This is a genomic window from Martelella sp. FLE1502, assembly GCF_053484255.1.
Genome location: NZ_JBAKFQ010000001.1, coordinates 193,753 through 219,317, shown reverse-complemented (window position 1 = coordinate 219,317; position 25,565 = coordinate 193,753). Strand labels below are relative to the sequence as shown.

Genomic DNA, 25,565 nt, shown 5'->3' with positions numbered 1-25,565 from the left:
GTGAGACGGCGGGAGTTGACCGTCACTGAGGTAGTGCCCTCGCTCGTTATCAGGCGTATGACACCGGCCGGGTGAGAACGTCTCCGGGCCGGCGCTCGCCGTCAGATATCCAGGTTTTCCGCGAATGCCGCGTTTTCCTGGATGAAGCGGAAGCGGGCTTCGGCCTTGGTGCCCATCAGGTCTTCCACTGCGGCCTTGGTGCCTTCGAAATCGACGTCGTCGATGTCGACGCGCAGAAGCGTGCGCTTCTTCGGGTCCATCGTGGTTTCCTTGAGCTGAGCCGGCAGCATTTCGCCAAGGCCCTTGAAGCGGCTGATCTCGACCTTGCCGCGCCCGGTGAACACCGACTTTATCAGCTCCTCGCGGTGGGCGTCGTCGCGGGCGTAAGCCGTCTTGCCGCCCTGGGTGAGCTTGTAGAGCGGGGGGACCGCCAGATAGAGGTGGCCCTGGCGGATCAGCTCGGGCATCTCGGTATAGAAGAAGGTGATCAGCAGCGAGGCGATATGGGCGCCGTCGACGTCGGCATCGGTCATGATCACGATGCGTTCGTAGCGCAGGTCTTCCTCGCGATACTTCGTCCGCGTGCCGCAGCCGAGCGCCTGGATCAGGTCGGCCAGCAACTGGTTGGACGAAAACTTGTCGCGCCCGGCGCTCGCCACGTTCAGGATCTTGCCTCGCAGCGGCAGGATCGCCTGGTTGGCGCGGTTGCGCGCCTGCTTGGCCGAACCGCCGGCAGAGTCGCCCTCGACCAGAAACAGTTCGGCGCCGGCGGCGGTGTTCTGCGAACAGTCGGCAAGCTTGCCGGGAAGGCGCAGCTTCTTGACTGCGGTCTTGCGGTTGACCTCGCGCTCCTTGCGGCGGCGCAGCCGCTCCTCGGAGCGTTCGATCACCCAGTCGAGCAGTTTTTCGGCTTCGGCGGGATTGGCCGAAAGATAAAGGTCGAAGGGGTCGCGCAGCGCGTTCTCGACAATCCTCTGCGCCTCGACGGTGGCCAGCCTGTCCTTGGTCTGGCCCACGAATTCCGGCTCGCGGATGAATACGGAGAGCATGCCGACGGCCGAAATCATCACGTCGTCGGTGGTGATCTGCGCGCCGCGCTTGTTGCCGATCATTTCGGCATAGTTCTTCAGCCCGCGCATGAGCGCCTGGCGCAGGCCCGCCTCGTGCGTGCCGCCTTCGGGCGTCGGGATGGTGTTGCAGTAGGAATGGACGTTCGGGTCGCCGCCATACCAGGCCACCGCCCATTCCACCGCGCCGTGGCCGCCGGCCTTTTCGGTCTTGCCGGCGAAGATTTCGCGGGTGACGGTGAAGTCCTTGCCGATGGTGGCGGCGAGATAATCCTTCAGTCCGCCGGGGAAATGGAACTCCGCCTTTTCCGGCAGGTCCTCCTTGCCTTCCACGAGCGCGGGATCGCAGGACCAGCGGATTTTCACGCCGCCGAACAGATAGGCCTTGGAACGCGCCATCCGGAAGAGGCGGGCGGGATCGAACTTCGCGCGCGGCCCGAAGATTTCGGCATCGGGATGGAAACGGATCTTGGTGCCGCGCCGGTTCTGCGTCGGGCCGCAATCTTCAAGCTCGCCCTGCGGCACGCCGCGCGAGAAGGAAAGCCGGTAAAGACGTCGGTCACGGGCGATCTCGACCTCCAGCACATCGGAAAGCGCATTGACGACCGAGACGCCGACGCCGTGCAGACCGCCGGAGGTCTCATAGGCCTTGCCGTCGAACTTGCCGCCGGCATGCAGCTTGGTCATGATGACTTCCAGCGTCGACTTGCCGGGCACCTGCGGATGGTTTTCCACCGGAATGCCGCGGCCATTGTCCGTGACCGTCAGGAAGCCCTCGGCATCGAGATGGACTTCGATGAAATCGGCATGCCCGGCGACAGCCTCGTCCATGGAGTTGTCGATAACTTCCGCAAACAGATGGTGCAGCGCCTTCTCGTCGGTGCCGCCGATATACATGCCCGGCCGCATGCGCACCGGCTCCAGCCCCTCGAGCACGCGGATCGAGGATGCGCCATAGTCAGCGTTTTCCACGGAGGCGGGTGCGGAGGCTCTCGGCTTCGCCGCGCTCTTGCGCTCGGGCTGCGTGGTATCGGTTTCGGCCTTGCTGCCGCCAAGATCGGCGAAGAGGTCTTTGCTGTTGTCCATAGGGTCGGGCAGCCTGTAAAGATCGGTTTGCGCTGGTGCCGGCGCTTTGCGGCGAATCACCCCGCTATTCTGGCAAAGTTTTGGTCGCGAAGCGATGCCGCGCCAGATTCTCGCTATAAGGGTGTGGATAGTCTGATGCGCCGTTTAAAGCCGTGATTGGGCCTGCTGTCAAACCGAGAGCGGCAAAACGCCCTTTGACGGCGCGCGCAAAACGGACGACAAGGGAAAACCTTTGCCGGTCGCGCCGGCCACAAAAGCAATGAACGGGAGAATGACGAAGATGACTGCCGCAATACGCCCCATGGTCGCCGGTAACTGGAAGATGAACGGCACCCGCGACTCGCTGGCTCAGATCCGGGCCATCGCCGAAGGCGTGAGCGGCGGGCTCGCCGACAAGGTCGACGCGCTGATCTGCCCGCCGGCCACGCTGCTTTACGTCGCGACCACGCTGACGGAAGACACAAAGCTGATGATCGGCGGCCAGGACTGCCACGAAAAGGCGCGGTCGGGGGCGCATACAGGCGATATCTCGGCGGAGATGATCAAGGATTGCCTCGCCACCCATGTCATCGTCGGCCATTCGGAACGGCGCGCCGAGCACCACGAAAGCAACCGCACAGTTTCCACAAAGGCGCGCGCGGCCTACGACCAGGGCCTGACTGCGATCGTGTGCATTGGCGAGACCCGCGAGGAACACGCCGCCGGCCGCACCATGGAAGTGCTGAAGACCCAGCTTTTTGAATCCATGCCCGATGATGCCGCCGCCGAAAACACGATCATTGCCTATGAGCCGATCTGGGCGATCGGGACCGGCCAGACGCCGGGCCCGGAACAGGTGGCCGAGGTCCACGCCGCCATGCGCGCGGATCTGGTCGAGCGTTTCGGCGAGGCGGGCGAAAAGATCCGGCTTCTCTATGGCGGCTCGGTGAAGCCCGCCAATGCGCGCGAACTGCTGAGTGTGCCCAATGTCAACGGCGCTCTGATTGGCGGCGCCAGCTTGAAAGCGGCCGATTTCCTCGCCATCTATCAGGCCTATGAGGATATCCTGTCCTCGACAAAGTAGGAATCGACGGCGGATCGGGCCGAAAACGGCCAGAAAAAGGGGTTGGATTGCGCGCCGGCCTCATGTAGAGAGACGCCAGTTATTCTAGCGGGCCCGGACCTTCAAGGCGGGGCCGGATTGGACATTCATGCAGACGGTATTGATCGTAATTCACCTGATAATCGTCGTTGCGCTGGCCGGTGTGATCCTCATCCAGAGGTCAGAGGGCGGCGGGCTCGGCATCGGCGGTGGTTCCGGTTTCATGACCGCGCGCGGCACGGCCAATGCGCTGACGCGCACCACGGCCATTCTCGCAACGCTGTTTTTCGTGACCTCGCTCGGTCTCGGCATTCTCGCCCGCTACCAGGGCAATCCGTCGGATATTCTCGACCGGATCGAACAGAACGCCGAAACGGACGGGCAGGGCATCCTGAACCAGCTCGGCGGGTCCGTGACCACGACGACGCCGGCCGCGTCTGACGAAAGCGGCGTTCCGAGCGGCAGCGAAGGTTCTTCGGCGCCTGCCGTCAGCACCCCGGCGCAGGATTCGAACGCCACCGGCGTTCCTACCGGCGACTGATCGCCGACATATGTAAAGACATCAGCCGGCGGGCCTCCCGCCGGCATTTCTTTGGGCCGCTCGTCCCGCGCAAGCGTCGGCGATGCGGCATTATTGTGACAATTGGCCGGGAATGGACGGGCTTTTTTACGCGAAGGCTCTGGCAGAATCGGTTTGAAAACGGTATCGGAATAAGCCCATGGCGCGATATATTTTCATCACAGGCGGCGTGGTTTCCTCCCTCGGAAAAGGCATTGCCGCAGCAGCACTCGGTGCATTGCTGCAGTCACGGGGCTATCGGGTCCGGCTCAGGAAGCTCGATCCCTATCTCAACGTCGATCCGGGCACGATGAGCCCGACCCAGCACGGCGAGGTGTTCGTCACCGACGACGGCGCGGAGACCGACCTCGATCTTGGCCATTACGAGCGCTTTACCGGCCGCTCGGCGACCAAGACCGACAACATCACTACCGGCCGCATCTACAAGAACATTCTCGACAAGGAACGGCGCGGCGACTATCTCGGCGCGACGGTGCAGGTCATTCCGCACGTTACCAACGAGATCAAGGACTTCGTGCTCGAGGGCAACGAAGATTTCGATTTCGTGCTTTGCGAGATCGGCGGCACGGTCGGCGATATCGAGGCGATGCCGTTCATGGAGGCGATCCGCCAGCTCGGCAATGATCTGCCGCGCGGCAACGCCGTCTATGTTCACCTGACTCTGATGCCCTATATCCCGGCGGCGGGCGAATTGAAGACCAAGCCGACCCAGCATTCCGTCAAGGAATTGCAGGCGCTCGGCATTCATCCCGATATCCTGCTGGTGCGCGCCGACCGGGAAATTCCCGAGGCCGAGCGCCGCAAGCTTTCGCTGTTCTGCAATGTCCGCGAATCCGCCGTCATCCAGGCGCTCGATGTCGCGAACATCTACGACGTGCCGCTCGCCTATCACCACGAAGGGCTGGATGACGAAGTGCTGCACGCCTTCGGTATCGATCCCGCTCCGGTGCCGCGCATGGATGCGTGGAAAAAGGTCAGCGAGCGCATTCGCACCCCGGAAGGGGAGGTGACGATCGCCATCGTCGGCAAATATACCGGGCTGAAAGACGCCTATAAATCGCTGATCGAGGCGCTGCACCACGGCGGCGTCGCCAATCGCGTCAAGGTCAATCTCGAATGGATCGAGTCGGAGATTTTCGAGAAGGAAGACCCGTCGCCCTATCTCGAAAAGGTCCATGGCATTCTGGTACCGGGCGGCTTCGGCGAGCGCGGTTCGGAAGGCAAGATCCAGGCGGCCCGCTTCGCCCGCACCCACAAGGTGCCGTATTTCGGAATCTGCTTCGGCATGCAGATGGCCGTGATCGAGGCGGCGCGCAATCTGGCGGGCATCAAGGACGCCTCATCGACGGAGTTCGACCGCAATGCCGCCGAGCCGATCGTCGGTCTGATGACCGAGTGGGTGAAGGGCAATACGCTGGAGAAGCGGTCCGATACCGATGATCTGGGCGGCACGATGCGGCTTGGCGCGTACAAGGCGCACCTTGGCGCGGATACCAAGATTGCCGAGATTTACGGCACGACCGAAATCTCGGAACGCCACCGCCACCGCTACGAGGTGAACTTCCGCTATCGCGACAAGCTGGAGGCCTGCGGGCTGGTGTTTTCCGGCACCTCGCCGGATGGCGTGTTGCCGGAGACGATCGAGTATGCCGACCACCCGTGGTTCATCGGCGTGCAGTACCATCCGGAATTGAAGAGCCGGCCGCTGGAGCCGCATCCGCTGTTTGCAAGCTTCATCGAAGCCGCGCTGGAGCAGAGCCGGCTGGTATAGCCTGTCATCGGAAACGGCTGCGGCCGCTACACCAGTTCAGTCTGCTTGCGCAGCACTTTCTCGAACTCGCCGGCCGGCATCGGCCGGCCCAGCCAATAGCCCTGAAGAACGTCGCAGCCGAGCTTGGTCACGATCTCGGCGTGTCGTCTGGTTTCCACGCCCTCGGCGATCACCTTGATCTTCAGCGTTTTGGCGATGTCGATGATCGATTTGACGATCGCGCGCTGATCGGGCGAGTGCGGCAGCGGCAAGACCAGTTCGCGGGCGATCTTGAGGCCGTTGGGCGCGACCTTCAGCAGGCCGCTGATCGATGTATATCCCGTGCCGAAATCGTCCACGTCGATCCCGATGCCGAGCCTTCTGAGCTGTTTCAGATTGTAGGCGCTGATATCGTCGGGCTCGTCTAGGAAGATCGATTCCAGCAGTTCGAAGGTCAGCTTGCCCGCAGGCAGTTCGAATTCCTCCAGCGCGGAAACCAGCGCCGGATCGCTCAGGCGGCGCGGCGACAGGTTGAGCGATATGCCCGGCGGGTCGAGCCCGAGATCGCTCCAGCGCCGGAAGTCGCTGGTCGCCTGGGCGAGGATGCTGGTATCGATCATGTTCATCAGGTTCAGCGTTTCCGCCAGCGGCATGAATTCCGATGGCTGGCCGAAACTGCCATCTGCGTGGCGCCAGCGCGCCAGCGTCTCGACGCCGGTCAGCCGCAGCGTTCTCGCGTCAAACTGCGGCTGGTAGAACGGGATGAAGTCGCATTGCTCCACCGCCTGCATCAGCCGGTCGGTGGGCGTCCGGTTGGCGGCAACCGCGCTTTTGAGATCGGGCGAGTAGAAGGCGATGCGGTTCTTGCCCTGCTGTTTTGCCAGCTTGAGGGCAAGGTCGCTGTTCTTCATGAGGCTGCCGGCGGACAGGTCCTCGCAGGCATCCGCGGTGACGATACCGACGCAGGCGCCGATGCGGATGCGATGCTCGCCCAGTTCGACCGGTTTGGATAGTTCCAGAAGCATCCGCTTTGCGACCTGCTCAAGACTGGTCGCGCCATTGCCATAGCTGCAGATGAAGGCGAATTCGTCGCCGCCGACGCGCGCGACGAAATCATTGTGGCGGCTGACGCTCAGCAGGACCTGGGCGGCATGGCGCAGCACCGCATCGCCGGCGCCATGTCCATAGCTGTCGTTGACGGCCTTGAAATCATCGATATCGATCTGCATCAGCGCAAGCTTGCCGGCCGTTGTCGGCGCCATCTCGACGCGGCGCGACAATTCATCGTCAAGAAAGCGCCGGTTGGGCAGGCTGGTCAGATAGTCGTGCAGGGCTGCCTGTTCGATATCGGATTTGGCGCGGTCGAGCTCGAAATTGCGGGCTTCGGCAAGCTGCTTGGCGGTGATCAGATCCTGACGCAGCCGCACCTCTTCGGTGACGTCCCAGTTGATCCCCAGGATGTTCTGCTGCCCTTCATCGTCGATCCGCATGGTCATCAGAGCGCGAACATGACGCACTGCGCCATCGTCCTCGCGGTTGATCCGGAACTCATCGGATATCGGAGGGTCGCCTGGCTTCAGTGTTTGCAATGCGGCCCTGATGCGATTCAGGTCTTCCGGGGCGGTGATCGCGCCAAGACGGCTGGCGTTGTAGGTTTCTGCCTCTTCCCCAAAACCATAAATCTCACAGATACGCTTGTCGGCAATCACCATGCCCGTTTCCGGATTGTATTCGAACACGCCGATGCGGGAGGTGCTCAGGGCCAGTTCGAGCCGTTGCCGGGTCCGCGAAAGCAGCATTTCCGCGTTCTTGCGATCGGTGATGTCGCGATCGGTGCCGACGATACGGGCCGGTTTGTGGTCGGAGAAGCTCGATACCGCATCGCCCCGACACTCGATCCAGATCCAGTGTCCGTCCGCATGGCGCTCGCGGTATTCGAAGTTCATGTACTGGGGATCGCCGGTCTTCTGGCGTTCGATCGCGTTGGCAACGAAATCGCGATCGTCGGGGTGGACCAGTTGCAGCCATTCCTCGGTCGAGCCGAAGGGCTGCGGGCCGCCGCCGGGATAGCCGCGCATCGTCAGCCAGGTTTGCGAATAGAAGAACTGGCCGCGCCGGTAATCATGGTCCCAGACGCCGAGCCCCGAACTGACGAGCGCATAATCCCAGCGATGGGCGCGCTCATTGGCTTCCAGTTCGCGCAGCTTTTGTGCGTTGATATCCGTGCAGCTCAGCAGGGAAAGCGTTTTGCGTCCGTCGTGTTCGGGCGGCAGGGGCCTGTTGGAGCAGAGCATCCAGCGCCAGGGGCCATCGGGACGCGGGCCGAAACGTATTTCCCGGGTAAGCGGCTTGCCCTTCTTGTCCGCTGTGGACAGCAGGGACTGCAGCACCGGGCGGTCGTCACTGTGAACCCAATCGAGAATATTCGCGCCGACAAGATCGCTTCCCTGAGCGATCGCCTTGAAGCTTTCATTGACGGCCCGGATCTTGAAACTGAAGACGTCAAGCGCCGCCATCGCGACTGCCGAGCCTTCAATTGCGGCGGCCGCTATTCCGGATTTGCTCCAAAACTCACTCCTGTCCTCCGTCAACGTTTGCCCTCTTGCTGGAGGCGGTTTTGACAGATGCTGAACTTGCTTTGCTCGGCTGCAAGGCCGCATCAGCCCGGTTCGCGCGCTCCCCTCAATTTTCTATATTTGGCCGATCCGGATGCAAAGTCATCGTGGACCAACAGTACAAGTGTGGTCCATGAATGGAGAAAGTCAATTCTGATTTGAAAGCCGCAATGATTTCAGTTCGCTGAAGCGGCGTTTGCGATATCGCGAATTCCACGCGTCCTACAGCTTTATCCTGCCCTCACAGATGCGACAGAAAACGCCCGAACATCAATATGCCCTCGGGCCAGGGGCCGAAGCCGTCTTCCTCGTTGATGTGCCCGGCCTCGCCGACATCGAAGAAAGCCGACCCCCACGCATTGGCGATGTCGCCGGCATGGTCGAATGAGCCGAAGGAATCATTGCGGCTGGCGATCACGATGCTAGGAAACGGCAGCGGGTCGCGCGGATAGGGGCCAAAGGTCTGGAGATGCTTCGGCCGGATCTTCGGATTGTCGACTTCCGGCGGCGCGACGAAGAAGCCGCCGGCCACCGGTTTCTCGAATTTGGGCAGCGCGAGGATAGCGGTGGGAATGCCGAGCGAATGGGCGACCAGCACGGCCGGGCGCGTCGAGGCGTTGACCGCTTCCACAAGCTTGTCGACCCAGTCTTCGACAACCGGCTTGTTCCATTCAGCCTGCTCCACCCGCCGGGCCGTCGAGAGCTTCTGCTCCCAGCGGCTCTGCCAGTGACCCGGCCCGGCATTCTTGTAGCCGGGGATGAGAATGATATCTGCTTCGGAGGCTTTCATGCGGATCGTCGTCTTTGATAGGGAGCGGGCGTCAGGCTTCGCCGAAAACCCGCTTGAAAATGGTATCGGCATGCTTGGTATGATAGCCGAGGTCGAATTTCTCGCGGATCGTCTCTTCGGAAAGGGCGGCGCGCACTTCCTCGTCGGCGAGCAGTTCTTCCAGGAAGTCCTTGCCTTCCTCCCAAACCCGCATGGCATTGCGCTGGACGAGGCGATAGGCGTCCTCGCGCGACACGCCGGCCTGCGTCAGCGCCAGCAGCACGCGCTGGGAATGAACCAGCCCGCGGAACTTGTTGAGATTGTTCATCATCGTCTCGGGGTAGACGAGCAGCTTGTCGACAACGCCGGTGAGCCGCGCGAGCGCGAAGTCGAGCGTCACGGTCGCGTCGGGGCCGATCATGCGTTCGACCGAGGAGTGCGAAATGTCGCGCTCATGCCACAGCGCCACATTCTCCATCGCCGGCATCGCGAAGCTGCGCACCATGCGGGCGAGACCCGTCAGGTTTTCGGTTAGCACCGGGTTGCGCTTGTGCGGCATGGCCGACGAACCCTTCTGACCCGGCGAGAAATACTCCTCCGCTTCCAGCACCTCGGTGCGCTGCAGGTGGCGGATTTCCGTGGCAAGCCGCTCCACTGACGAGGCGATCACGCCGAGCGTGGCGAAGAACATCGCATGCCGGTCGCGCGGGATCACCTGGGTCGAGACCGGCTCCGGCTTCAGGCCCATGGCTTCAGCGACATGCTCTTCAACGCGCGGATCGATATTGGCGAAGGTGCCGACGGCGCCGGAGATGGCGCAGGTGGCGATTTCCGCGCGCGCGGCGACAAGCCGGTCGCGGCAGCGGTCGAATTCGGCATAGGCCTGGGCGAGCTTGATGCCGAACGTGGTCGGCTCGGCATGGATGCCATGCGAACGGCCGATCGTGACCGTGTCCTTGTGCTCGAAGGCGCGGCGCTTCAGGGCGGCAAGCAGCTTGTCGAGATCGGCCAGCAGCAGGTCGCTGGCGCGGGTGAGCTGGACGTTGAAACAGGTGTCGAGCACGTCGGACGACGTCATGCCCTGATGGACGAACCGGGCATCGGGGCCGACGATTTCGGCAAGGTGGGTGAGGAAGGCGATGACGTCATGCTTGGTGACGGCCTCGATCTCATCGATGCGGGCGACATCGAAGGTTGCGGCGCTGCCCTTTTCCCAGATGGTCTTGGCGGCACTTTCGGGAATTACGCCGATTTCGGCGAGCGCGTTGCAGGCATGGGCCTCGATTTCGAACCAGATCCGGAATTTCGTTTCCGGCGACCAGATTTCCGTCATCTCGGGGCGGGAATAACGCGGTATCATCGAGGCTTCGTCCTTCACATTTTCATCTGGCAAAGCGCATAGACCATTTCCGGCGCAAATGAAATCTTTGCGCCCGCACAATGCTCCGTGTCCCTGTGTTTTACGGGCGGAACGGCACGGCGATCCAGCGCCCGTTCGGTCCCTCGAAGCCTTGCGACAGCACGATCACCAACGCGACATGCACGGCATCCGGCCCGCCGCCGCCATAGGTCATCATGCCGCCAAGGCGGTAATCCAGCGGGCAGTTGCGGCTTTCCGGCAGGCGCGTGTCGGCGTGAATTTCCCGCTCTTCGCCCTCAGGGCTGCGATAGGTCAGGCGAAAGCCGCGGGCATCGGGTGTGATGTCGGTGCAGGCGGGGTTCGGCGCGAGCGGAAAGGTTTCGAGGACCATCTCGCTGACGGGCGACAGGTTCGGGTGGGCGCGATACCTGATTGATCCGTTATCGCCATTGTTCTCCGTCACTGGGTTGAAGGCGGCAAGCCAGCCGGGGTGGTCTAGCAGGTTGTAATCCTGGATCATCTGCAGAGCCTCGCGCACGGCGAGCGCGCGGGCCGCGCTGATCGAGGCATTGTCGGTTTCGGTGCGAAGGCGGAACGGCGTGCCGTCCAGAAAGGCGTCGTTTTGCGTGTCGATGAAGAAGATGTTGGAATAGGCGAAGCCGGAACCGTCTTCCTGGCCGTATTCCTCGAAAGCAAAGACCTTGCCGTCTTCCGAAAAACCGAGTGGGGTGAAGGCGGCGAAATCGCCGGCGCTCGCGGTCGCGGCGGCGAGGCCGGAAAGCACCGTTGCGCCGAGAAGGCGTGTAAGACCTGGCATTGCAGCTCCTTATTGTTGGCCGGCGCGGTGCCGGCATATCGGCAAACCTCATCGGGCCGGGCGCGTGACATCGCTCCCGGCCGTTGACCCATTTCCAGAATACGCCTGAAACGCTTTACGCTAAACTGCGGCCGACCGCATCGCATCCATGGCCGGTCGGTAACTGCCGCCTTCGGCCTTGCCGAAGATGGCCGAGCCCGCGACCAGCACATTGGCGCCGGCCCTGGTGACCGCTTCCACTGTGTCCGGCGCGATGCCGCCATCGACCTGAAGCTCGATCGGGCGGTCGCCGATCAGCGCATCGACCTGCTTGATCTTCTCAAGCATGGCGGGGATGAAGGCCTGGCCGCCGAAACCGGGATTGACGGTCATCACCAGAATGAGGTCGAGATCGTCGATCACGTTTTCGATCGTCGAAACCGGGGTTGCCGGGTTCAGCGCCACGCCCGCCTTCTTGCCCAGGTTGCGGATGGTCTGCAGCGAGCGGTGCAGGTGCGGACCGGCCTCCTGGTGCACCGTGATCCTGTCCGATCCGGCCTTGGCAAAGGCCTCGAGATAGGGATCGGCGGGCGCGATCATCAAATGGCAGTCGAAGACGGCATCCGTGTGGCCGCGCAGCTTGGAGATGATCGGCGGGCCAAACGTGATGTTCGGCACGAAGTGGCCGTCCATGACATCGAGATGCACCCAGTCGGCGCCGTCATCAACGACGGCCTTCACATCCTCTCCCAGTCTGGAAAAGTCGGCGGAAAGTATCGAGGGGGCGATGCGCAGGGGACGTTTCACTGCATGTATCCTTCTTGGTATTACTGGCGGGCCGAATCGAAAACCGGCACGAACTGATTACCCTGCCAGCGCAAAAGAAAATACGGATTGTCTGCCAGTTCGTGGCGATCGGTGAAGGAAACCGGGCCGAGCGCGGTGTCGAATTCACCGGTGGCAAGCATAGCGGCGAGCCGGGCGGCATCGCCATCCGCCGCCGCCATTGCCTGGGCGGCAACATCGACCGCGCTTGCGGCGGGCACGACATAGCCTTCCGGGATGATGCCCTCACTTGCGGCAAGATCCACGAGCTCGGCGGCAGGGGGGAGTTCGCCATATTCGGGAATTCCGATCGCCAGAACGCCGGGTTCGAGCGGCACATCGGTTTCCCTTGCGCTGAGCGCCTCCGTGCCGAGGATGGTGAGATCGACGCCCTGCTTCAGCGCATCGCGCGCCACGATGGCGACATCGCCGCGCGTGCCGCCGATGAAAACATGGGTTGCGCCGGCCTGGGAGAGGCGGCGCACCAGCGACAATTGCTGTTCCTGCGCCGGGCGGAACGTATCGACGAGAACGGGCTGCAGCCCGCGCTCCTCCAGCGCGTTGCGCACGGCATTGACCATCTCGCGGAAATAGATGGTTCCGTCATCGAGCAGGGCGACCGGCTGGTCGATCCATTCGCCCATGATGAAATCGACGATCGCGTCGGTCTCGTCCTGATCATTGGGCGCCATGCGGAACAGCGGCCAGCCTTCCTTCAGCGCGGTCGCCATCAGCGGCATCGAACGGGCGGAAAGGGTGATCGCCGGAATGCCGGAATCCCTGAGCATCGGCATGGCCCCGCGCACGGTCTCGGAGCAGAAAAAGCCGATGGCGATATCGACGCCGGCATCGGCAAGCGTGCGGCCGATATCCGCGCCGCTGCCATCCTCGCAGCTTTCATCGACCGGAGTGAGCTCTATGTCCTGGTTTCTGGCGGCAAGGTTCGCGCCATCAAGCGTCTGCTCGCCGAGAATGGCGTAGTCTCCGCTCACCGGCGCGACAACGCCGATCTTCAGGCTCTCGGCCGCAAGGGAAGGAGCGGCGGCGAGCCCGGTGATGGCGAGGCCAAGGAGACAGGCGTGAATGGATCTCATGATCGCGCGTCCTCTTCTCAAAACTTGCCGCAATGAACCCTGTCATAACCCTTGCCAGATGCAGGGGCAACGCCGTAAGTACCGCAACTGAGTATTAGAGGGATGGTTCCTTGACAGTCTTTTCCACGCATAAGCGCGGCATTTCCCATGCATGATGATCCGCAGTTTTCCAAACACTACCGCGACGCAATGGCCCATTATGCCGGCCATGTTCAGATCGTGACCACCGCCCATGGCGGTGTGATGCGCGGCGTGACGGCGACCGCCGCCTGCTCGGTATCCGACGCGCCGCCGACGGTGCTCGCCTGCGTCAATCGCCTGAACGAGCACAATGCGATATTCGAGGAAAGCGGCAATTTCGCGCTCAATACGCTTGCCGCCCATCATCGCCCGCTCGCCGATGCCTTCGCCGGCTTCACCGGGCTTTCGGCCGAGGAACGGTTCGCCATGGCCGAGTGGGAGGTCGAGGCAAGCGGCGCGCCGGTTCTGGCCGATGCGCTGGCCAGCTTCGATTGCAAACTTGTGGAAGCGAAGGCGATGACGACGCACTGGATCCTGATCGGCGAGGTCGTCGGCGTGAAGATGAGCGCGCCCGGCGAAGCCTTGCTATACTACAGGCGCGGTTACCACTACTTGTCGTGAAGTGCGAGCTTCTCGAAAATATAATTGACCGATAATGCGCATTTGTAGTATATAATGCGTATACCAAATGAATATTGAGAGATTTTTATCTGTATGTATTTCTGTAAAGGCAAGCTTACTGACGGTTTTTTGACGGCATATCAGGCATATGATGAGAGCCGCACCTCCTGAAGGAGATGCGGCTCTCATCATATTCAAGGAATAGTTCCGACGTCAGGCCTTGGCGGCGACCAGCATGAAGGCCGGGATTTCGTCACCGAAGCCGACAGGCGTCTGGTCGTCGTCGCGGTCGCGGCGGCGCGAGCGCCGGCGATCGTCATTGGCGGGCTTCTTCGACGGGGCCGGCTTTTCGACCGGCGCAGGTTTCGCCGCCTCGGGGGGACGTGCAGCCTCTGCCTTTTCCTCGGCGGGCTTGTTGTCCTGCTTGCGCGACTTGCCCTTGCGGGTGCGCGCGGCGGGCTTTTCGCCCTCGTCTTCAGCCGCGACCGTGCCGAGATCGCCGTCGAGATACTCGATCTTGCGATCGATCAGCTTTTCGATGGCATCGACGAACTTGGCGTCCTTGGGAGCAACCAGCGTGAAGGCCGCGCCCTTGCGCCCGGCGCGACCGGTGCGGCCGATGCGGTGGACATAGTCCTCGGCATGGATCGGCACGTCGTAATTGAAGACGTGGCTGACATCGGGAATGTCGAGGCCGCGGGCGGCGACATCGGAGGCCACCAGCAGCGGCAATTTGCCGTCACGGAAATTCTGCAGGATCGTCGTGCGCGAATGTTGGTCCATGTCGCCATGGAGCGCGCCGCAGGGATATTCGTGGCGCTGCAGCGAGCGTAAAAGATCGGCGACCGACTTCTTGCGGTTGCAGAAGATGATCGCGTTCTTCAGATCGTCCTGCTTGTCGATGATGGCGCGTAGCGACGCGCGCTTCTCATAGTCCTTGCCGCCGGTGGCGACGAGCTTCTGCTCGACGGTGGCCGCGGTGGAGGAGGGCGGCGCGACTTCGACGCGGGCCGGATTCTGCAGGAACCGGTCGGCGAGCTTCTGGATCTCCGGCGGCATCGTCGCCGAGAAGAACAGAGTCTGGCGCGTGAACGGAATAAGCTTGGCGATCCGCTCGATATCGGGAATGAAGCCCATGTCGAGCATGCGGTCGGCCTCGTCGATGACGAGGATTTCGACGCCGGTCATCAGGAGCTTGCCGCGCTCGGTGTGGTCGAGCAGGCGGCCGGGCGTGCAGATCAGCACATCGGCGCCGCGTTCAAGCTTGCGGTTCTGCTCCTCGAAGGAAACGCCGCCAATCAGCAGCGCGACATTGAGCTTGTGGTTCTTGCCGTATTTATCGAAATTCTCGGCGACCTGGGCCGCGAGTTCGCGGGTCGGCTCGAGAATCAGCGTGCGCGGCATGCGCGCCCGCGCCCGGCCGCGCTCCAGAAGCGTCAGCATCGGCAGCACGAAGGAAGCGGTCTTCCCGGTGCCGGTCTGGGCGATACCGCAAACATCGCGGCGCTCCAGAGCATGCGGAATGGCGCCCGCCTGGATGGGCGTGGGTTCGCTGTAGCCGGCCTCGGTTACAGCGGAGAGTACTTTGGGACTGAGCCCAAGATCGGAAAATGAGGTCAAAGGAAAACGGGTTCCGTGTTTTCGTGACAAATTCGACGGCGCTTTCACCATCGTCATGCGTACGAGGGGCGGGATAGTCGCAAACGGCCCGAGAGTCAAGAAAACCGGGCGATCAAGGGCATTTCAGCGCAATGAAATGCCCTTTTTCGTCGGTTACCCGCCGTTGACGGCCTCAAGCACCGCTTCGGCATGGCCGTCCGCCTTCACCTTGCGCCAGATGCGCTTGAGCGTGCCGTCCGGCGCAATCAGGAAGGTCGAGCGCTCAATCCCCATATAGGTCTTGCCATACATGCTCTTTTCCTTCCACACGCCATAGGCCTCGGCCACCGCGTGGTCCTCGTCAGCGCCGAGCAGAACGGAAAGGTCGTGTTTCTTGGCGAACTTCGCGTGGCTCTTGAGCCCGTCGGGCGAAACGCCCAGAACAATTGTGTTTGCCTTTTCAAAGGCTTCCGCAAGGGCGGTGAACGCAATTGCTTCGACGGTGCAGCCCTTGGTGTCGTCCTTGGGATAGAAGTAAAGCACCAGGTTCTTGCCCTTGGCGTCCGCCAGCGCGAACGTCTCTTCCTCGGAAACGGGAAGGGAAAAATCGGGGGCTTTGTCGCCTTCTTTCAGTTCGGTCAAATTCTCACTCCTTTGTTCATTTAGCGTTCAAGCACAGGTCGGCATAAATGGCGACCGGATGGAGGGTTGCGCGCTTGCCAGCGATGCGCTTCGTCGTGAATATGCCTTCAGAGATTCGCGCCGGGCAGACCTGTTTCAGCGCAGTTTATACGCTTACGGAGCGGCTTTGGACGACAGCAAGCAAAAAGATTCCCTGATCAGAGGCGAACGCACCCGTTTCGGCCGCGGCGAAAATGTTTCGCTCCACAAGCTGCCGTCCGCCCAGGCGCATGAGCCGATGATCGTGCGCGCGTCGAAGCATCGCAGCTTCACCCGTCACTGCTTTCGTTTCCTGGCGTTTTTCGGACTGTTCGCCGGCGGTCTTCTCCTCATCGTCTATTATGTTATCGAAAGCGGATCGCTGGACCGGTTCCTGGCCGCCAAGGCCAATGAGCAGATCGCTGCGGCGATGCCGGACGGCTATCACGCCCGCATCGAGACCGCGCGGTTGAGGCTCGGCGGCGATCTTGACCTGAAGCTCAGCGTGCGCGGCGTCACGCTGCTCGGCCCGGGCGAAAAGCAGATCGCGTCGATCGGAACCATGGATTTCGCCGTGGACCCGATCAAGCTCGCCGGCGGCCAGGTGACCGTCAACTCCGTGTCCGTCGATGACATCGCGGTTGATTCCGCGGCGCTGCCTTCCACCGGGACCTTCCGCCTCACCGAGCACCGGGTCGACAGCCTGCCGGTTCTGGTGGAGCAGATGTTCACCCATACCGATTTCGCCCGCGGCATTCTCACCGCCGCCGATACTCGCTCGATCTATCTGAGCGATATCGTGTTCCCGGTCGGCAGCGCCTCGCCCGGAAAATCCGTCAATGTCGATATCCGCGAGATCAATCTCAACCTTCTGGCCGACGGCATACTCCGGGTCGATGGCGAGGTGCTGCTGGACGGAACGGCGGCCGCGTTTTCTGCCGAATCGGTGGAGCAGGACGGCCGCACACAAAGCCTGCAGGCCGAGGTTTCCAACCTGGTTCTGACGCCGTTCCTGCTGAGGACGAAGGAAGACGGCGAACCGATGCTGGGCCTTGAGGGGACAGCCGACCTCGTGCTTTCGCTCGAGCGGGCGCGCGTTGACGGCGAGCCGGCGGTCGCCGCGCAGATCGATGTCGGCGCCGGCCGCTTCATCGCGGATTCGATCGCGCGGCCCTTCAATGACGCCAATCTGAACCTGATCTACGATACCACCAAGAAATCGATCGAAATCAGCGATTCCTCGTTCGAGTTCGACGGCAGTCAGTTTCCCTTCACCGCCGGGATCATCGATCTCGACCGCTATCAGCCCGATGCCACGGATGGCTATGCGCTGGACGTGCTGGTGCGCGGGGGCCGGTTTAAGTCGCGCGAGCCGGGCCTGCCGCCGCTGATCTTCGATGCCAAGTTCACCGGGGAATACCGCGCCTCGATCCCGCGTCTGCTGCTCGACGATATTTCGATCAGTTCTCCGCAGGGCATGATGGCGGCCTCGTTCAAGGCGGTGTTCGGCGACGCCAGCCCGGAACTGAGCTTCGGCGCGCGGATCGAGCGGATGGATACCGAGGCGGTCAAGCAGCTTTGGCCGTTCTGGATCGCTCGGAAGCCGCGCGAATGGGTCAGCCGCAATCTCCATGGCGGTGTGGTCACCAATGGCGATATCGCCATCTATCTCTCTGCCGGGCGGATCGAGGGACCGGGCATTCCGGTTCAGCTCGACGAGACCGAGATGAAGGTCGCCTTCGATATCGATGACACAAGGATCACGCTCAGCGACCAGATGCCCGATGTCGAGCGCAGCGACGCCCGCGTCGCGATCAATGGCGGCCGGGTCGATGTCGAGATCAGGGACGGCTCGCTCAGCGTTGCCAAATCCCGCACGGTGAAGCTGAAGGAGGGAACCTTCGCGATCGCCGACACCTATTCCAAGCCGCTGACCGGGGCTGTCGACATCATGCTCGCCGGCGAAGTGCGCGATCTGGTGAAGCTCGCCGAGGCGCCGCCGATCAACGCGCTGAAATCGACGGATTTCACCTCCGACCAGTTTTCCGGAAACACCGAGGTCAATCTCAGGGCGAGCTTCCCCCTCGATCGTGACGTCGCCTTTGATCCGGACTGGCATGTCGTGGCCGATATCACGGATGGCGCGATCGCCACGCCGATCAGCGGCCGTCAGGTCAGCGGCCTCAACGGACTGGTCGAGATCGTGCCCAGCCGGATTTCCTACGAAGGCAAGGGCAGTGCTGACGGCATACCGCTTGACGTGCAATGGAGCATGCCGCTCGGCAAGCCGGGCGCGGATGGCGAGGATGCTCAGTCGGTGCTGTGGCTCGCCGGCAATCTGAGCGATGCCCAGCGCAACCAGCTTGCGCCCGGCCTTGACGACTATGTCAGCGGCCCGGTTTCCGTCACGGTCGAAGGCGGCGATGAGGGCAATATCATCGCGGTCGACCTGCAGCAGACGACCCTGTCTTTGCCCTTCATCGGCTGGCAGAAGCCGGCGGGCGTGCCCGCCACGCTGTCCTTCACGCTCACGCCCGGCGAAAACGGCGTGACGACGCTCAACGATCTGCACCTGACGGGTAGCGGGCTTGGCGCCAGGGGGCGGGTCACGCTCGACAAGGAGGGCCTTCTGGCCGCGACGCTGACCGATGTGGCGATCTCGCCCGGCGACAGCGTCAATATCGGCATGCAGCGCGGCGCGAGCGGGCTCGACGTGACGCTGACCGGCCGGTCCTTCTCAGCCAAGCCGTTGCTCGACCAGCTCGTCAAAAGCGGCAATGGCGGTTCGATCGGCGGCGGGGGAAGCGGCGGCGGCAATGTCGATGTGCATTTCGATATCGCCCGGGTTTCCGGAGAAAACGACCGTCAGCTTTCCGGCGTCAATGGCGACATCAAGGTTCGCGCGGGCAAGATGGCGGATGCCACGCTGAAGGCGACCACCGCCTCGTCACAGCCGATGGCGCTGACCGTGGCGCCAGACGGCGACCGGCAGTCGGTGTCGCTCAAGACCAGCGGCGCCGGCGCGCTGCTGCGTTTTCTCGGCATCTATCAGAAGATGACCGGCGGTTCGCTCAATCTCGACATGATCGAGACCGATGCCGGCTGGCAGGGAATGGCAACGCTGACGGATTTCCGTCTGATCAAGGACGAGCAGCTCAAGAAAATCCTGTCGGACCCGGTCGCCGCCAATGGCAAGAGCCTGAACGCCGCCTACAAGAACCAGATCAACGAGACCGACCAGCGCTTCCAGCGCGCCCAGGCGGTGATCGATATCTCCAACGGCGTGCTGCGGGTGTCAGACGCCTTCGTGCGCGGCGACCAGGTGGGCGCGACCATCAAGGGCGTGGTGCGCGATGCCGCCGGCAATATCGACATGACCGGCACCTTCATGCCCGCCTACGGCCTCAACCGGATCTTCGCGGAAATCCCGATCTTCGGCCCGCTGCTCGGCAATGGCAACGACAAGGGCCTGTTCGGCATCACCTTCCGTCTCACCGGCAAGACCGAAAAGCCGGAGCTGATCGTCAACCCGCTCTCCGCCATCGCGCCCGGCGTGTTCCGCAAGATCTTCGAGTTTCAGTGATGTGAGGCTTCGCGGCTTGTCGTGATGATCACGTTCAGGGGAGTATCCGCATAGCCCCCCAGTCTTCTCGCCCCGGAGGGGAGAGATGTCGCGAAAGCGACAGTGAGGGGGGAGACTATCACCGCGAACGCCCTCACGAGTTGATATGCTGCACCACCCTCACTGCCCCTTTCGGGGCATCTCTCCCGCCAGCGGGAGAGAGTATTGGGAGCAAGCTGCAGGGCTGTGTCCGACACCCGGCCTTAGAGCAAGAGGCGAGTAGGGCGACCGCAGGACGCCGACACCGCAGCCCTTTGTCACACCGGCCGCACCAGAATGTGCTTCTTCTTGCCCACCGATAGCTTGGCCACGCCTTCCTGCGACAGCGCATCGGCGCCGACCGAGAGACGTTCGTCGGAGACGGCCTTGTCGTTCAGCTTCACCGCGCCGCCCTTGATATGGCGGCGGGCCTCGCCGTTGGAGCCGGCGAGACCGGCCTGGACCATAAGGGTCAGAATGCCGATGCCATTGTCGAGTTCGGCCTTCGCCACCTCGACCGTCGGCAGGTTTTCGGCGAGCGCGCCTTCCTCGAAGGTCTTGCGGGCGGTCTCGGCGGCTTCCTCGGCGGCAGCGCGGCCATGCAACATGGCGGTCACTTCGGTCGCGAGGATCTTCTTGACCTCGTTGATCTCCGAACCGCCAAGCGCTGCAAGGCGAGTAACCTCATCCATCGGCAGCGTGGTGTAGAGCTTCAGGAAACGGCCAACATCGGCATCCTCGGTGTTGCGCCAGTACTGCCAGAAATCATAAGCAGAGAGCATGTCCGGGTTCAGCCAGATCGCGCCATTGGCCGACTTGCCCATCTTGGCGCCCGATGCCGTCGTCAGGAGCGGCGAGGTCAGCGCGTAGAGCTGCGGGCAATCCATGCGGTGGCCGAGATCGATGCCGTTGACGATATTGCCCCACTGGTCCGATCCGCCCATCTGCAGCCGGCAGTCATAGCGCTTGCAAAGCTCGACGAAATCATAGGCCTGGAGGATCATGTAGTTGAATTCGAGGAAGGACAGCGATTGCTCGCGGTCGATGCGCATCTTGACGCTCTCGAAGGACAGCATCCGGTTGACCGAGAAATGGCGGCCGACATCGCGGAGGAATTCGAGATAGTTGAGCCCGCGCAGCCATTCGCCATTGTTGATCATCAGCGCGGATTTCTCGCCGGCGTCGTAATCCATGTAATTGGCAAAGACGCGCTGGATCGAGTTGATATTGTCCTCGATCATGTCGAGGGTCATCAGCTTGCGGGCCTCGTCCTTGAACGAGGGGTCGCCGACCATACCGGTGCCGCCGCCCATCAGCGAGATCGGCCGGTGGCCGGTCTTCTGCAACCAGTGCAGCATCATGATCTGGATCAGCGAGCCGGCATGCAGTGAAGGCGCCGTCGGATCAAAGCCGATATAGGCCGTCACCCGCTCCTTCGAAAGAAGGTCATCAAGCCCGGTCTCATCGGAAATCTGATGAATGAAACCGCGCTCAAAAAGCGTGTGCAGGAATTCAGACTTGTACTTCGACATGGCTATCTGCTTGTATTTTCGCTGTAAGTGGTAACTACCTGATCCGCTTCGGCGCCGGCTCCGGCACCAGTTCGCCGTCGAGGCGGCGGTCGAGGTAGTCCTCGCATTCGGCGAGCAACTCGTCATTCTTGCCGGAGAAGAAGTGGTTGGCGCCGGCCACCGTCTTCTGAGTGATCAGGATGCCTTTCTGGGTCTTCAGCTTTTCCACCAGCCCGTTGACGTCGCGCTGCGGAGCCACCTTGTCGGCGTCGCCGTGGATGATCAGGCCGGAGGAGGGGCAGGGGGCGAGGAACGAGAAATCGTAGATGTTGGGCTGCGGCGCGATCGACATGAAGCCCTCGATCTCCGGCCGGCGCATCAGAAGCTGCATACCGATCCAGGAGCCGAAGGAATATCCGGCGACCCAGCAGGTCTTCGAATCGGGATGCAGGCCCTGCACCCAGTCGAGTGCGGCCGCCGCATCCGACAATTCGCCCGAGCCGTGATCGAACTCGCCCTGGCTGCGGCCGATGCCGCGGAAATTGAACCTGAGCGTCGTGAAGCCGCGCTTCTGGAACATGTAGAACAGTTCGTAGACGATCGGATTGTTCATCGTGCCGCCGAAGCGGGGGTGGGGATGCAGTACGATCGCGATCGGTGCATTCTTTTCCTTGGACGGCTGGTAACGGCCTTCAAGGCGACCGGCCGGACCGTTGAAAATCACTTCGGGCATTTGTTCTCCGGAAATTTCGGCTCAAACACTCCAACCGGCTTGCAGCGACCCGTTTGACTTGACTAATAGGGTCATCTTTTCTAAAACCAGTTTAGAATTGTTCGAAAGAAAGAGGTCTTCTGTTCTGCGGTCCAAATAGGGCAAGCGGGCAGTCAATTTCAAGGAAAATGCGTTGCCGGGCTGTTTTGCCCGTGTAAACAGGGCCGCCAAAAGAAAGAACATGAGCACCAACCGGATCTATCTCGACTGGAATGCCACCGCGCCGCTTCTGCCCGAAGTGCGTGAAGCGGTGCTGGACGGTCTTGATCTTTGCGGCAACGCCTCCTCCGTGCACCGCGAGGGGCGGACCGTCAGGGCGCGCGTCGAGGCGGCGCGGCGTCAGGTGGCGGCGCTTGTGGGGGCGGACCCCGCGCATGCCACGTTCCTCGCCGGCGCCACCGAAGCGGCGAATCTGGTGCTGACGCCCGATTTCCGCATGGGGCGCAGGGCTGTGACGCTCGGCGCGCTTTATGTCTCGGCGATCGAGCATCCGGCCGTGTTCGAAGGCGGACGGTTCTCCGCCGAGCGGCGTCATGAAATCCCGGTTCTGCCCTCCGGCGTGGTCGATCTCGACGCGCTCGATGCCATGCTTTCCGCCCATGACAAGAGCCTCGGCCTGCCGATGGCGGCGGTCATGCTGGTTAATAACGAGACCGGCATGATCCAGCCGGTCGAAGCCGCAGCCAAGATCGTGCATCAGCATGGCGGGCTTCTGGTGGTGGATGCGGTGCAGGCAGCAGGTCGAATCCCGGTATCGATCGAGGCGCTGGACGCCGATTTTCTGATTCTGTCGTCGCACAAGCTTGGCGGGCCGAAGGGCGTGGGCGCGCTGGTTTCGCGCGGCGAGACGTTGATGCCGGCTCCGCTGGTGCGCGGCGGCGGGCAGGAAAAGGGTCATCATTCCGGTACGGAAAACGTTCCGGGCATTCTGGGCTTCGCCGCTGCCGCAGCTTATGCGGCGCAGGATATCGAGGCCCGGAACCAGCGGATCGCGGCGCTGCGCGACCGGCTGGAGGATGGCATGCGGGCGGCGGCTGGCGATGTCGAGATTTACGGGGCCGATTTGCCGCGGGTTGCCAACACCGCGTTCTTCACCCTGCCGGGGCTGAAGGCGGAAACCGGCCAGATCGCCTTCGATCTGGAGGGCATAGCACTGTCGGCCGGCTCGGCCTGCTCCTCCGGCAAGGTTGGCGAAAGCCAGGTGCTGAAGGCGATGAGGCGCGATCCGCGCCTCGGCGGCCTGCGTATCTCGCTCGGTTGGGCGACCACGGATCAGGATATCGACGCGGCGATTTCGGCTTTCGGAAAAATCGCCGGAAGACGCAGGGCGGCCGGACAGGCGGCCTGAAAAATTGACGAATCGCAGGCCGCGCGGGGTGTAATTGCCGCGCAGTCTGATTAAATAGAGCGGTGAACCCGCTTGGGAATGCGAACCGCCGGACCTTGAACCCGGTTATGAGTGGAGTGACAATATGGTTGCCGTAAAAGAGACCGTCGATCAGGTCGCTGAGATCGACGTCGATCAGTATAAATACGGTTTTGAGACGATGATCGAGGTGGACAAGGCGCCCAAGGGCCTGTCCGAGGACATCATCCGTTTCATCTCGCACAAGAAGAACGAGCCCGACTGGATGCTGGAATGGCGTCTGGAGGCCTATCGCCGCTGGCTCACCATGGAAGAGCCGAGCTGGGCGCGCGTCAGCTACCCGAAGATCGATTTCAACGACATCTACTACTACGCCGCGCCGAAATCCTTCACCGGTCCGAAGACCCTGGACGAGGTCGATCCGGAGCTGCTCAAGACCTATGAGAAGCTCGGCATTCCGCTGCAGGAGCAGGAAATCCTCGCGGGCGTTGAGGACAAGCAGCACCAGCCGAAAAACCGCGTCGCCGTTGATGCCGTGTTCGATTCGGTTTCCGTTGTCACGACCTTCAAGAAGGAGCTTGCGAAGGCCGGCGTGATCTTCATGTCGATTTCGGAAGCGATCCGCGAATATCCGGAACTGGTTCAGAAATATCTGTTCTCGGTCGTGCCGCGCGGCGACAACTACTATGCCGCTTTGAACGCCGCGGTCTTTACCGATGGCTCGTTCGTCTATGTGCCGAAGGGCGTTCGCTGCCCGATGGAACTGTCGACTTATTTCCGCATCAACGAGAAGAACACCGGCCAGTTCGAGCGCACGCTGATCATCGCCGAGGAAGGCTCGTATGTTTCCTATCTCGAGGGCTGCACCGCGCCGCAGCGCGACGAGAACCAGCTTCACGCGGCCGTCGTCGAGCTGATCGCGCTGGATGATGCCGAGATCAAGTATTCCACCGTCCAGAACTGGTTTCCGGGCGACAAGGAAGGTAAGGGCGGCATCTACAACTTCGTCACCAAGCGCGGCGATTGCCGGGGCGACAATTCCAAGATTTCGTGGACCCAGGTCGAAACCGGCTCGGCGATCACCTGGAAATATCCGTCCTGCCTGCTGCGCGGCGACAATTCGCGCGGCGAGTTCTATTCGATCGCGGTCTCCAACGGTCATCAGCAGATCGATTCGGGCACCAAGATGATCCATCTCGGCAAGAACACGTCGAGCCGCATCATCTCCAAGGGCATTTCGGCGGGCGTTTCCAACAACACCTATCGCGGCCAGGTCTCGGCCCACCGCAAGGCGGAAAACGCGCGCAACTTCACCCAGTGCGACAGTCTGCTGATCGGCGACAAGTGCGGCGCCCACACCGTGCCCTATATCGAGGCCGGCAATGCATCAGCCCGCTTCGAGCACGAGGCCACCACCTCGAAGATTTCCGAGGACCAGCTGTTCTACTGCATGCAGCGCGGCATTCCCGAGGAAGAGGCCATCGCGCTGATCGTCAACGGCTTCGTGCGCGAGGTGATCCAGGAATTGCCGATGGAGTTTGCGGTCGAGGCGCAGAAGCTGATCGGGATTTCGCTGGAAGGCTCCGTCGGCTAGCCACACTCTCAGGCGTCATCCTCGGGCATGACCCGAGGATCCAACCACCGGGCAGCGACTGGGGCGTGGGTTTGTGCGAGCGAGAACTGGCAAAATAGAGCATGGCCCGACACTCCGCTCGTATGGAGACGTGATTAGATCCTCGGGTCAAGCCCGAGGATGACGGAACCGAGAGGGTGGGGGTGCGCAATGTCAGGCTATGTTTACCTGATGTCGGACAAGCCGCGCGGCGTTCTCTATACCGGCGTTACGAGCGACCTCCATGGGCGTGTCTGGGAACACAGGAACGAATGGAACGAAGGGTTTACATCGAAGTACAGGGCGAAAAATCTGGTCTGGTTTGAGCTGCACCCGAACATCGTTCTGGCAATCCAGAGGGAGAAATCCCTGAAGCGCTATCGGAGAGAATGGAAGATCAGGCTTGTAGAGGAACTGAACCCGAACTGGCTGGATTTGTTCGAACGGATCGATGAAATCGAGAATGTATATAAGCCGCATCCGGGAATGCGGAAGTATGGAGACTACAATTGAATGAGCGATGTCGCTGAGCTGACACTGTCGGCTTTGACAAAACCAGCCACACCCAAAGGCGTCATCCTCGGGCTTGTCCCGAGGATCCAACCACCGGGCCGGGAATGAGACGTGGGTTTGTTCGAGCGAGGACTGGCAAGGCAGAATGCGACCCGACACGCCGCTCGTATGGAAATGTGATTAGATCCTCGGGACAAGCCCGAGGATGACGCAGAGAAAATAACAGGGCCCGAGAGACACCGCGGCCGGCCGCTGACTGAAGGAAA

The 25,565-nt window shown here is 62.0% G+C and carries 18 protein-coding genes and 1 pseudogene; 8 read left to right on the top strand and 11 right to left on the bottom strand.

Features of this window, described 5'->3' with window-relative positions; all coding sequences use genetic code 11:
- Window positions 1-101 precede the first annotated feature (101 nt).
- On the bottom strand, window positions 102-2,153 hold the full coding sequence (gene parE, locus V6767_RS00980; RefSeq protein WP_448471705.1) for a DNA topoisomerase IV subunit B: 2,052 nt from the start codon (window positions 2,151-2,153) through the stop codon (window positions 102-104).
- Window positions 2,154-2,433: 280 nt separating this feature from the next.
- Here parE and tpiA point away from each other — a divergent pair, with 280 nt between their 5' ends.
- The 3 genes and pseudogenes from tpiA (at window position 2,434) to V6767_RS00965 (ending at window position 5,585) form a co-directional block, all read left to right on the top strand.
- The gene (gene tpiA / locus V6767_RS00975; RefSeq protein WP_448471704.1) at window positions 2,434-3,216 is read left to right on the top strand and encodes a triose-phosphate isomerase; all 783 of its coding nucleotides are present in this window, start codon (window positions 2,434-2,436) and stop codon (window positions 3,214-3,216) included.
- Window positions 3,217-3,343: 127 nt separating this feature from the next.
- Window positions 3,344-3,763 (top strand): annotated as a pseudogene (gene secG, locus V6767_RS00970) (preprotein translocase subunit SecG); the annotation flags it as partial.
- 190 nt (window positions 3,764-3,953) lie between these two features.
- On the top strand, window positions 3,954-5,585 hold the full coding sequence (locus V6767_RS00965; RefSeq protein ID WP_448471703.1) for a CTP synthase: 1,632 nt from the start codon (window positions 3,954-3,956) through the stop codon (window positions 5,583-5,585).
- A gap of 26 nt (window positions 5,586-5,611) precedes the next feature.
- Here the strand turns inward: V6767_RS00965 and V6767_RS00960 are convergent, their stop codons facing one another.
- The 6 genes from V6767_RS00960 to V6767_RS00935 all read right to left on the bottom strand — a co-directional run bounded on the left by V6767_RS00960 (window position 5,612) and on the right by V6767_RS00935 (window position 13,023).
- Complete coding sequence (locus V6767_RS00960; RefSeq protein WP_448471702.1) at window positions 5,612-8,224, bottom strand: sensor domain-containing protein; 2,613 nt, start codon at window positions 8,222-8,224, stop codon at window positions 5,612-5,614.
- Between the two features lie 196 nt (window positions 8,225-8,420).
- The gene (locus V6767_RS00955) at window positions 8,421-8,969 is read right to left on the bottom strand and encodes an RBBP9/YdeN family alpha/beta hydrolase (RefSeq protein ID WP_448429592.1); all 549 of its coding nucleotides are present in this window, start codon (window positions 8,967-8,969) and stop codon (window positions 8,421-8,423) included.
- Window positions 8,970-9,000: 31 nt separating this feature from the next.
- Complete coding sequence (gene purB / locus V6767_RS00950; protein WP_448471701.1) at window positions 9,001-10,308, bottom strand: adenylosuccinate lyase; 1,308 nt, start codon at window positions 10,306-10,308, stop codon at window positions 9,001-9,003.
- Between the two features lie 100 nt (window positions 10,309-10,408).
- Entirely contained in the window at window positions 10,409-11,125 is a 717-nt protein-coding gene (locus V6767_RS00945; protein WP_448471700.1) for a DUF2259 domain-containing protein, read from the bottom strand.
- A gap of 120 nt (window positions 11,126-11,245) precedes the next feature.
- On the bottom strand, window positions 11,246-11,911 hold the full coding sequence (gene rpe, locus V6767_RS00940; RefSeq protein WP_448471699.1) for a ribulose-phosphate 3-epimerase: 666 nt from the start codon (window positions 11,909-11,911) through the stop codon (window positions 11,246-11,248).
- A 20-nt stretch (window positions 11,912-11,931) separates the two neighbouring features.
- Window positions 11,932-13,023 (bottom strand): branched-chain amino acid ABC transporter substrate-binding protein, encoded by a 1,092-nt coding sequence (locus V6767_RS00935; RefSeq protein WP_448471698.1) that lies wholly within the window; start codon window positions 13,021-13,023, stop codon window positions 11,932-11,934.
- A gap of 147 nt (window positions 13,024-13,170) precedes the next feature.
- Here V6767_RS00935 and V6767_RS00930 point away from each other — a divergent pair, with 147 nt between their 5' ends.
- Window positions 13,171-13,665 carry a flavin reductase gene (locus V6767_RS00930; RefSeq protein WP_448471697.1) on the top strand — a complete coding sequence of 165 codons (495 nt, stop codon included), beginning with the start codon at window positions 13,171-13,173 and terminating at the stop codon, window positions 13,663-13,665.
- Window positions 13,666-13,878: 213 nt separating this feature from the next.
- Here the strand turns inward: V6767_RS00930 and V6767_RS00925 are convergent, their stop codons facing one another.
- Complete coding sequence (locus V6767_RS00925) at window positions 13,879-15,285, bottom strand: DEAD/DEAH box helicase (RefSeq protein ID WP_448471696.1); 1,407 nt, start codon at window positions 15,283-15,285, stop codon at window positions 13,879-13,881.
- 153 nt (window positions 15,286-15,438) lie between these two features.
- A complete protein-coding gene (gene bcp, locus V6767_RS00920; RefSeq protein WP_448471695.1) occupies window positions 15,439-15,906 on the bottom strand; it encodes a thioredoxin-dependent thiol peroxidase in 468 nt (155 codons plus the stop codon).
- Window positions 15,907-16,072: 166 nt separating this feature from the next.
- Here bcp and V6767_RS00915 point away from each other — a divergent pair, with 166 nt between their 5' ends.
- Complete coding sequence (locus V6767_RS00915; protein WP_448471694.1) at window positions 16,073-19,507, top strand: YhdP family protein; 3,435 nt, start codon at window positions 16,073-16,075, stop codon at window positions 19,505-19,507.
- Between the two features lie 296 nt (window positions 19,508-19,803).
- On the opposite strand, the gene tyrS is transcribed toward V6767_RS00915, so the two are convergent.
- Entirely contained in the window at window positions 19,804-21,057 is a 1,254-nt protein-coding gene (gene tyrS / locus V6767_RS00910) for a tyrosine--tRNA ligase (protein ID WP_448471693.1), read from the bottom strand.
- 34 nt (window positions 21,058-21,091) lie between these two features.
- Complete coding sequence (locus V6767_RS00905) at window positions 21,092-21,769, bottom strand: alpha/beta hydrolase (RefSeq protein ID WP_230718853.1); 678 nt, start codon at window positions 21,767-21,769, stop codon at window positions 21,092-21,094.
- Window positions 21,770-21,989: 220 nt separating this feature from the next.
- Between V6767_RS00905 and V6767_RS00900 the strand changes: the two genes are divergently transcribed.
- The 3 genes from V6767_RS00900 to V6767_RS00890 all read left to right on the top strand — a co-directional run bounded on the left by V6767_RS00900 (window position 21,990) and on the right by V6767_RS00890 (window position 25,299).
- Window positions 21,990-23,156 (top strand): cysteine desulfurase family protein, encoded by a 1,167-nt coding sequence (locus V6767_RS00900; RefSeq protein WP_448471692.1) that lies wholly within the window; start codon window positions 21,990-21,992, stop codon window positions 23,154-23,156.
- Between the two features lie 124 nt (window positions 23,157-23,280).
- A complete protein-coding gene (gene sufB / locus V6767_RS00895) occupies window positions 23,281-24,768 on the top strand; it encodes a Fe-S cluster assembly protein SufB (RefSeq protein ID WP_448471691.1) in 1,488 nt (495 codons plus the stop codon).
- Window positions 24,769-24,957: 189 nt separating this feature from the next.
- On the top strand, window positions 24,958-25,299 hold the full coding sequence (locus V6767_RS00890) for a GIY-YIG nuclease family protein (protein WP_448471690.1): 342 nt from the start codon (window positions 24,958-24,960) through the stop codon (window positions 25,297-25,299).
- Window positions 25,300-25,565 lie beyond the last annotated feature (266 nt).

Excerpts from the sequence above, each read along its gene's own strand:
- parE (WP_448471705.1), bottom strand. The coding sequence starts at position 2,153 with ATGGACAACAGCAAAGACCTCTTCGCCGATCTTGGCGGCAGCAAGGCC.
- tpiA (WP_448471704.1), top strand. The coding sequence starts at position 2,434 with ATGACTGCCGCAATACGCCCCATGGTCGCCGGTAACTGGAAGATGAAC.
- V6767_RS00965 (WP_448471703.1), top strand. The coding sequence starts at position 3,954 with ATGGCGCGATATATTTTCATCACAGGCGGCGTGGTTTCCTCCCTCGGA.
- V6767_RS00960 (WP_448471702.1), bottom strand. The coding sequence starts at position 8,224 with ATGCGGCCTTGCAGCCGAGCAAAGCAAGTTCAGCATCTGTCAAAACCG.
- V6767_RS00955 (WP_448429592.1), bottom strand. The coding sequence starts at position 8,969 with ATGAAAGCCTCCGAAGCAGATATCATTCTCATCCCCGGCTACAAGAAT.
- purB (WP_448471701.1), bottom strand. The coding sequence starts at position 10,308 with ATGATACCGCGTTATTCCCGCCCCGAGATGACGGAAATCTGGTCGCCG.
- V6767_RS00945 (WP_448471700.1), bottom strand. The coding sequence starts at position 11,125 with ATGCCAGGTCTTACACGCCTTCTCGGCGCAACGGTGCTTTCCGGCCTC.
- V6767_RS00935 (WP_448471698.1), bottom strand. The coding sequence starts at position 13,023 with ATGAGATCCATTCACGCCTGTCTCCTTGGCCTCGCCATCACCGGGCTC.
- V6767_RS00930 (WP_448471697.1), top strand. The coding sequence starts at position 13,171 with ATGCATGATGATCCGCAGTTTTCCAAACACTACCGCGACGCAATGGCC.
- tyrS (WP_448471693.1), bottom strand. The coding sequence starts at position 21,057 with ATGTCGAAGTACAAGTCTGAATTCCTGCACACGCTTTTTGAGCGCGGT.
- V6767_RS00905 (WP_230718853.1), bottom strand. The coding sequence starts at position 21,769 with ATGCCCGAAGTGATTTTCAACGGTCCGGCCGGTCGCCTTGAAGGCCGT.
- V6767_RS00900 (WP_448471692.1), top strand. The coding sequence starts at position 21,990 with ATGAGCACCAACCGGATCTATCTCGACTGGAATGCCACCGCGCCGCTT.
- sufB (WP_448471691.1), top strand. The coding sequence starts at position 23,281 with ATGGTTGCCGTAAAAGAGACCGTCGATCAGGTCGCTGAGATCGACGTC.
- V6767_RS00890 (WP_448471690.1), top strand. The coding sequence starts at position 24,958 with ATGTCAGGCTATGTTTACCTGATGTCGGACAAGCCGCGCGGCGTTCTC.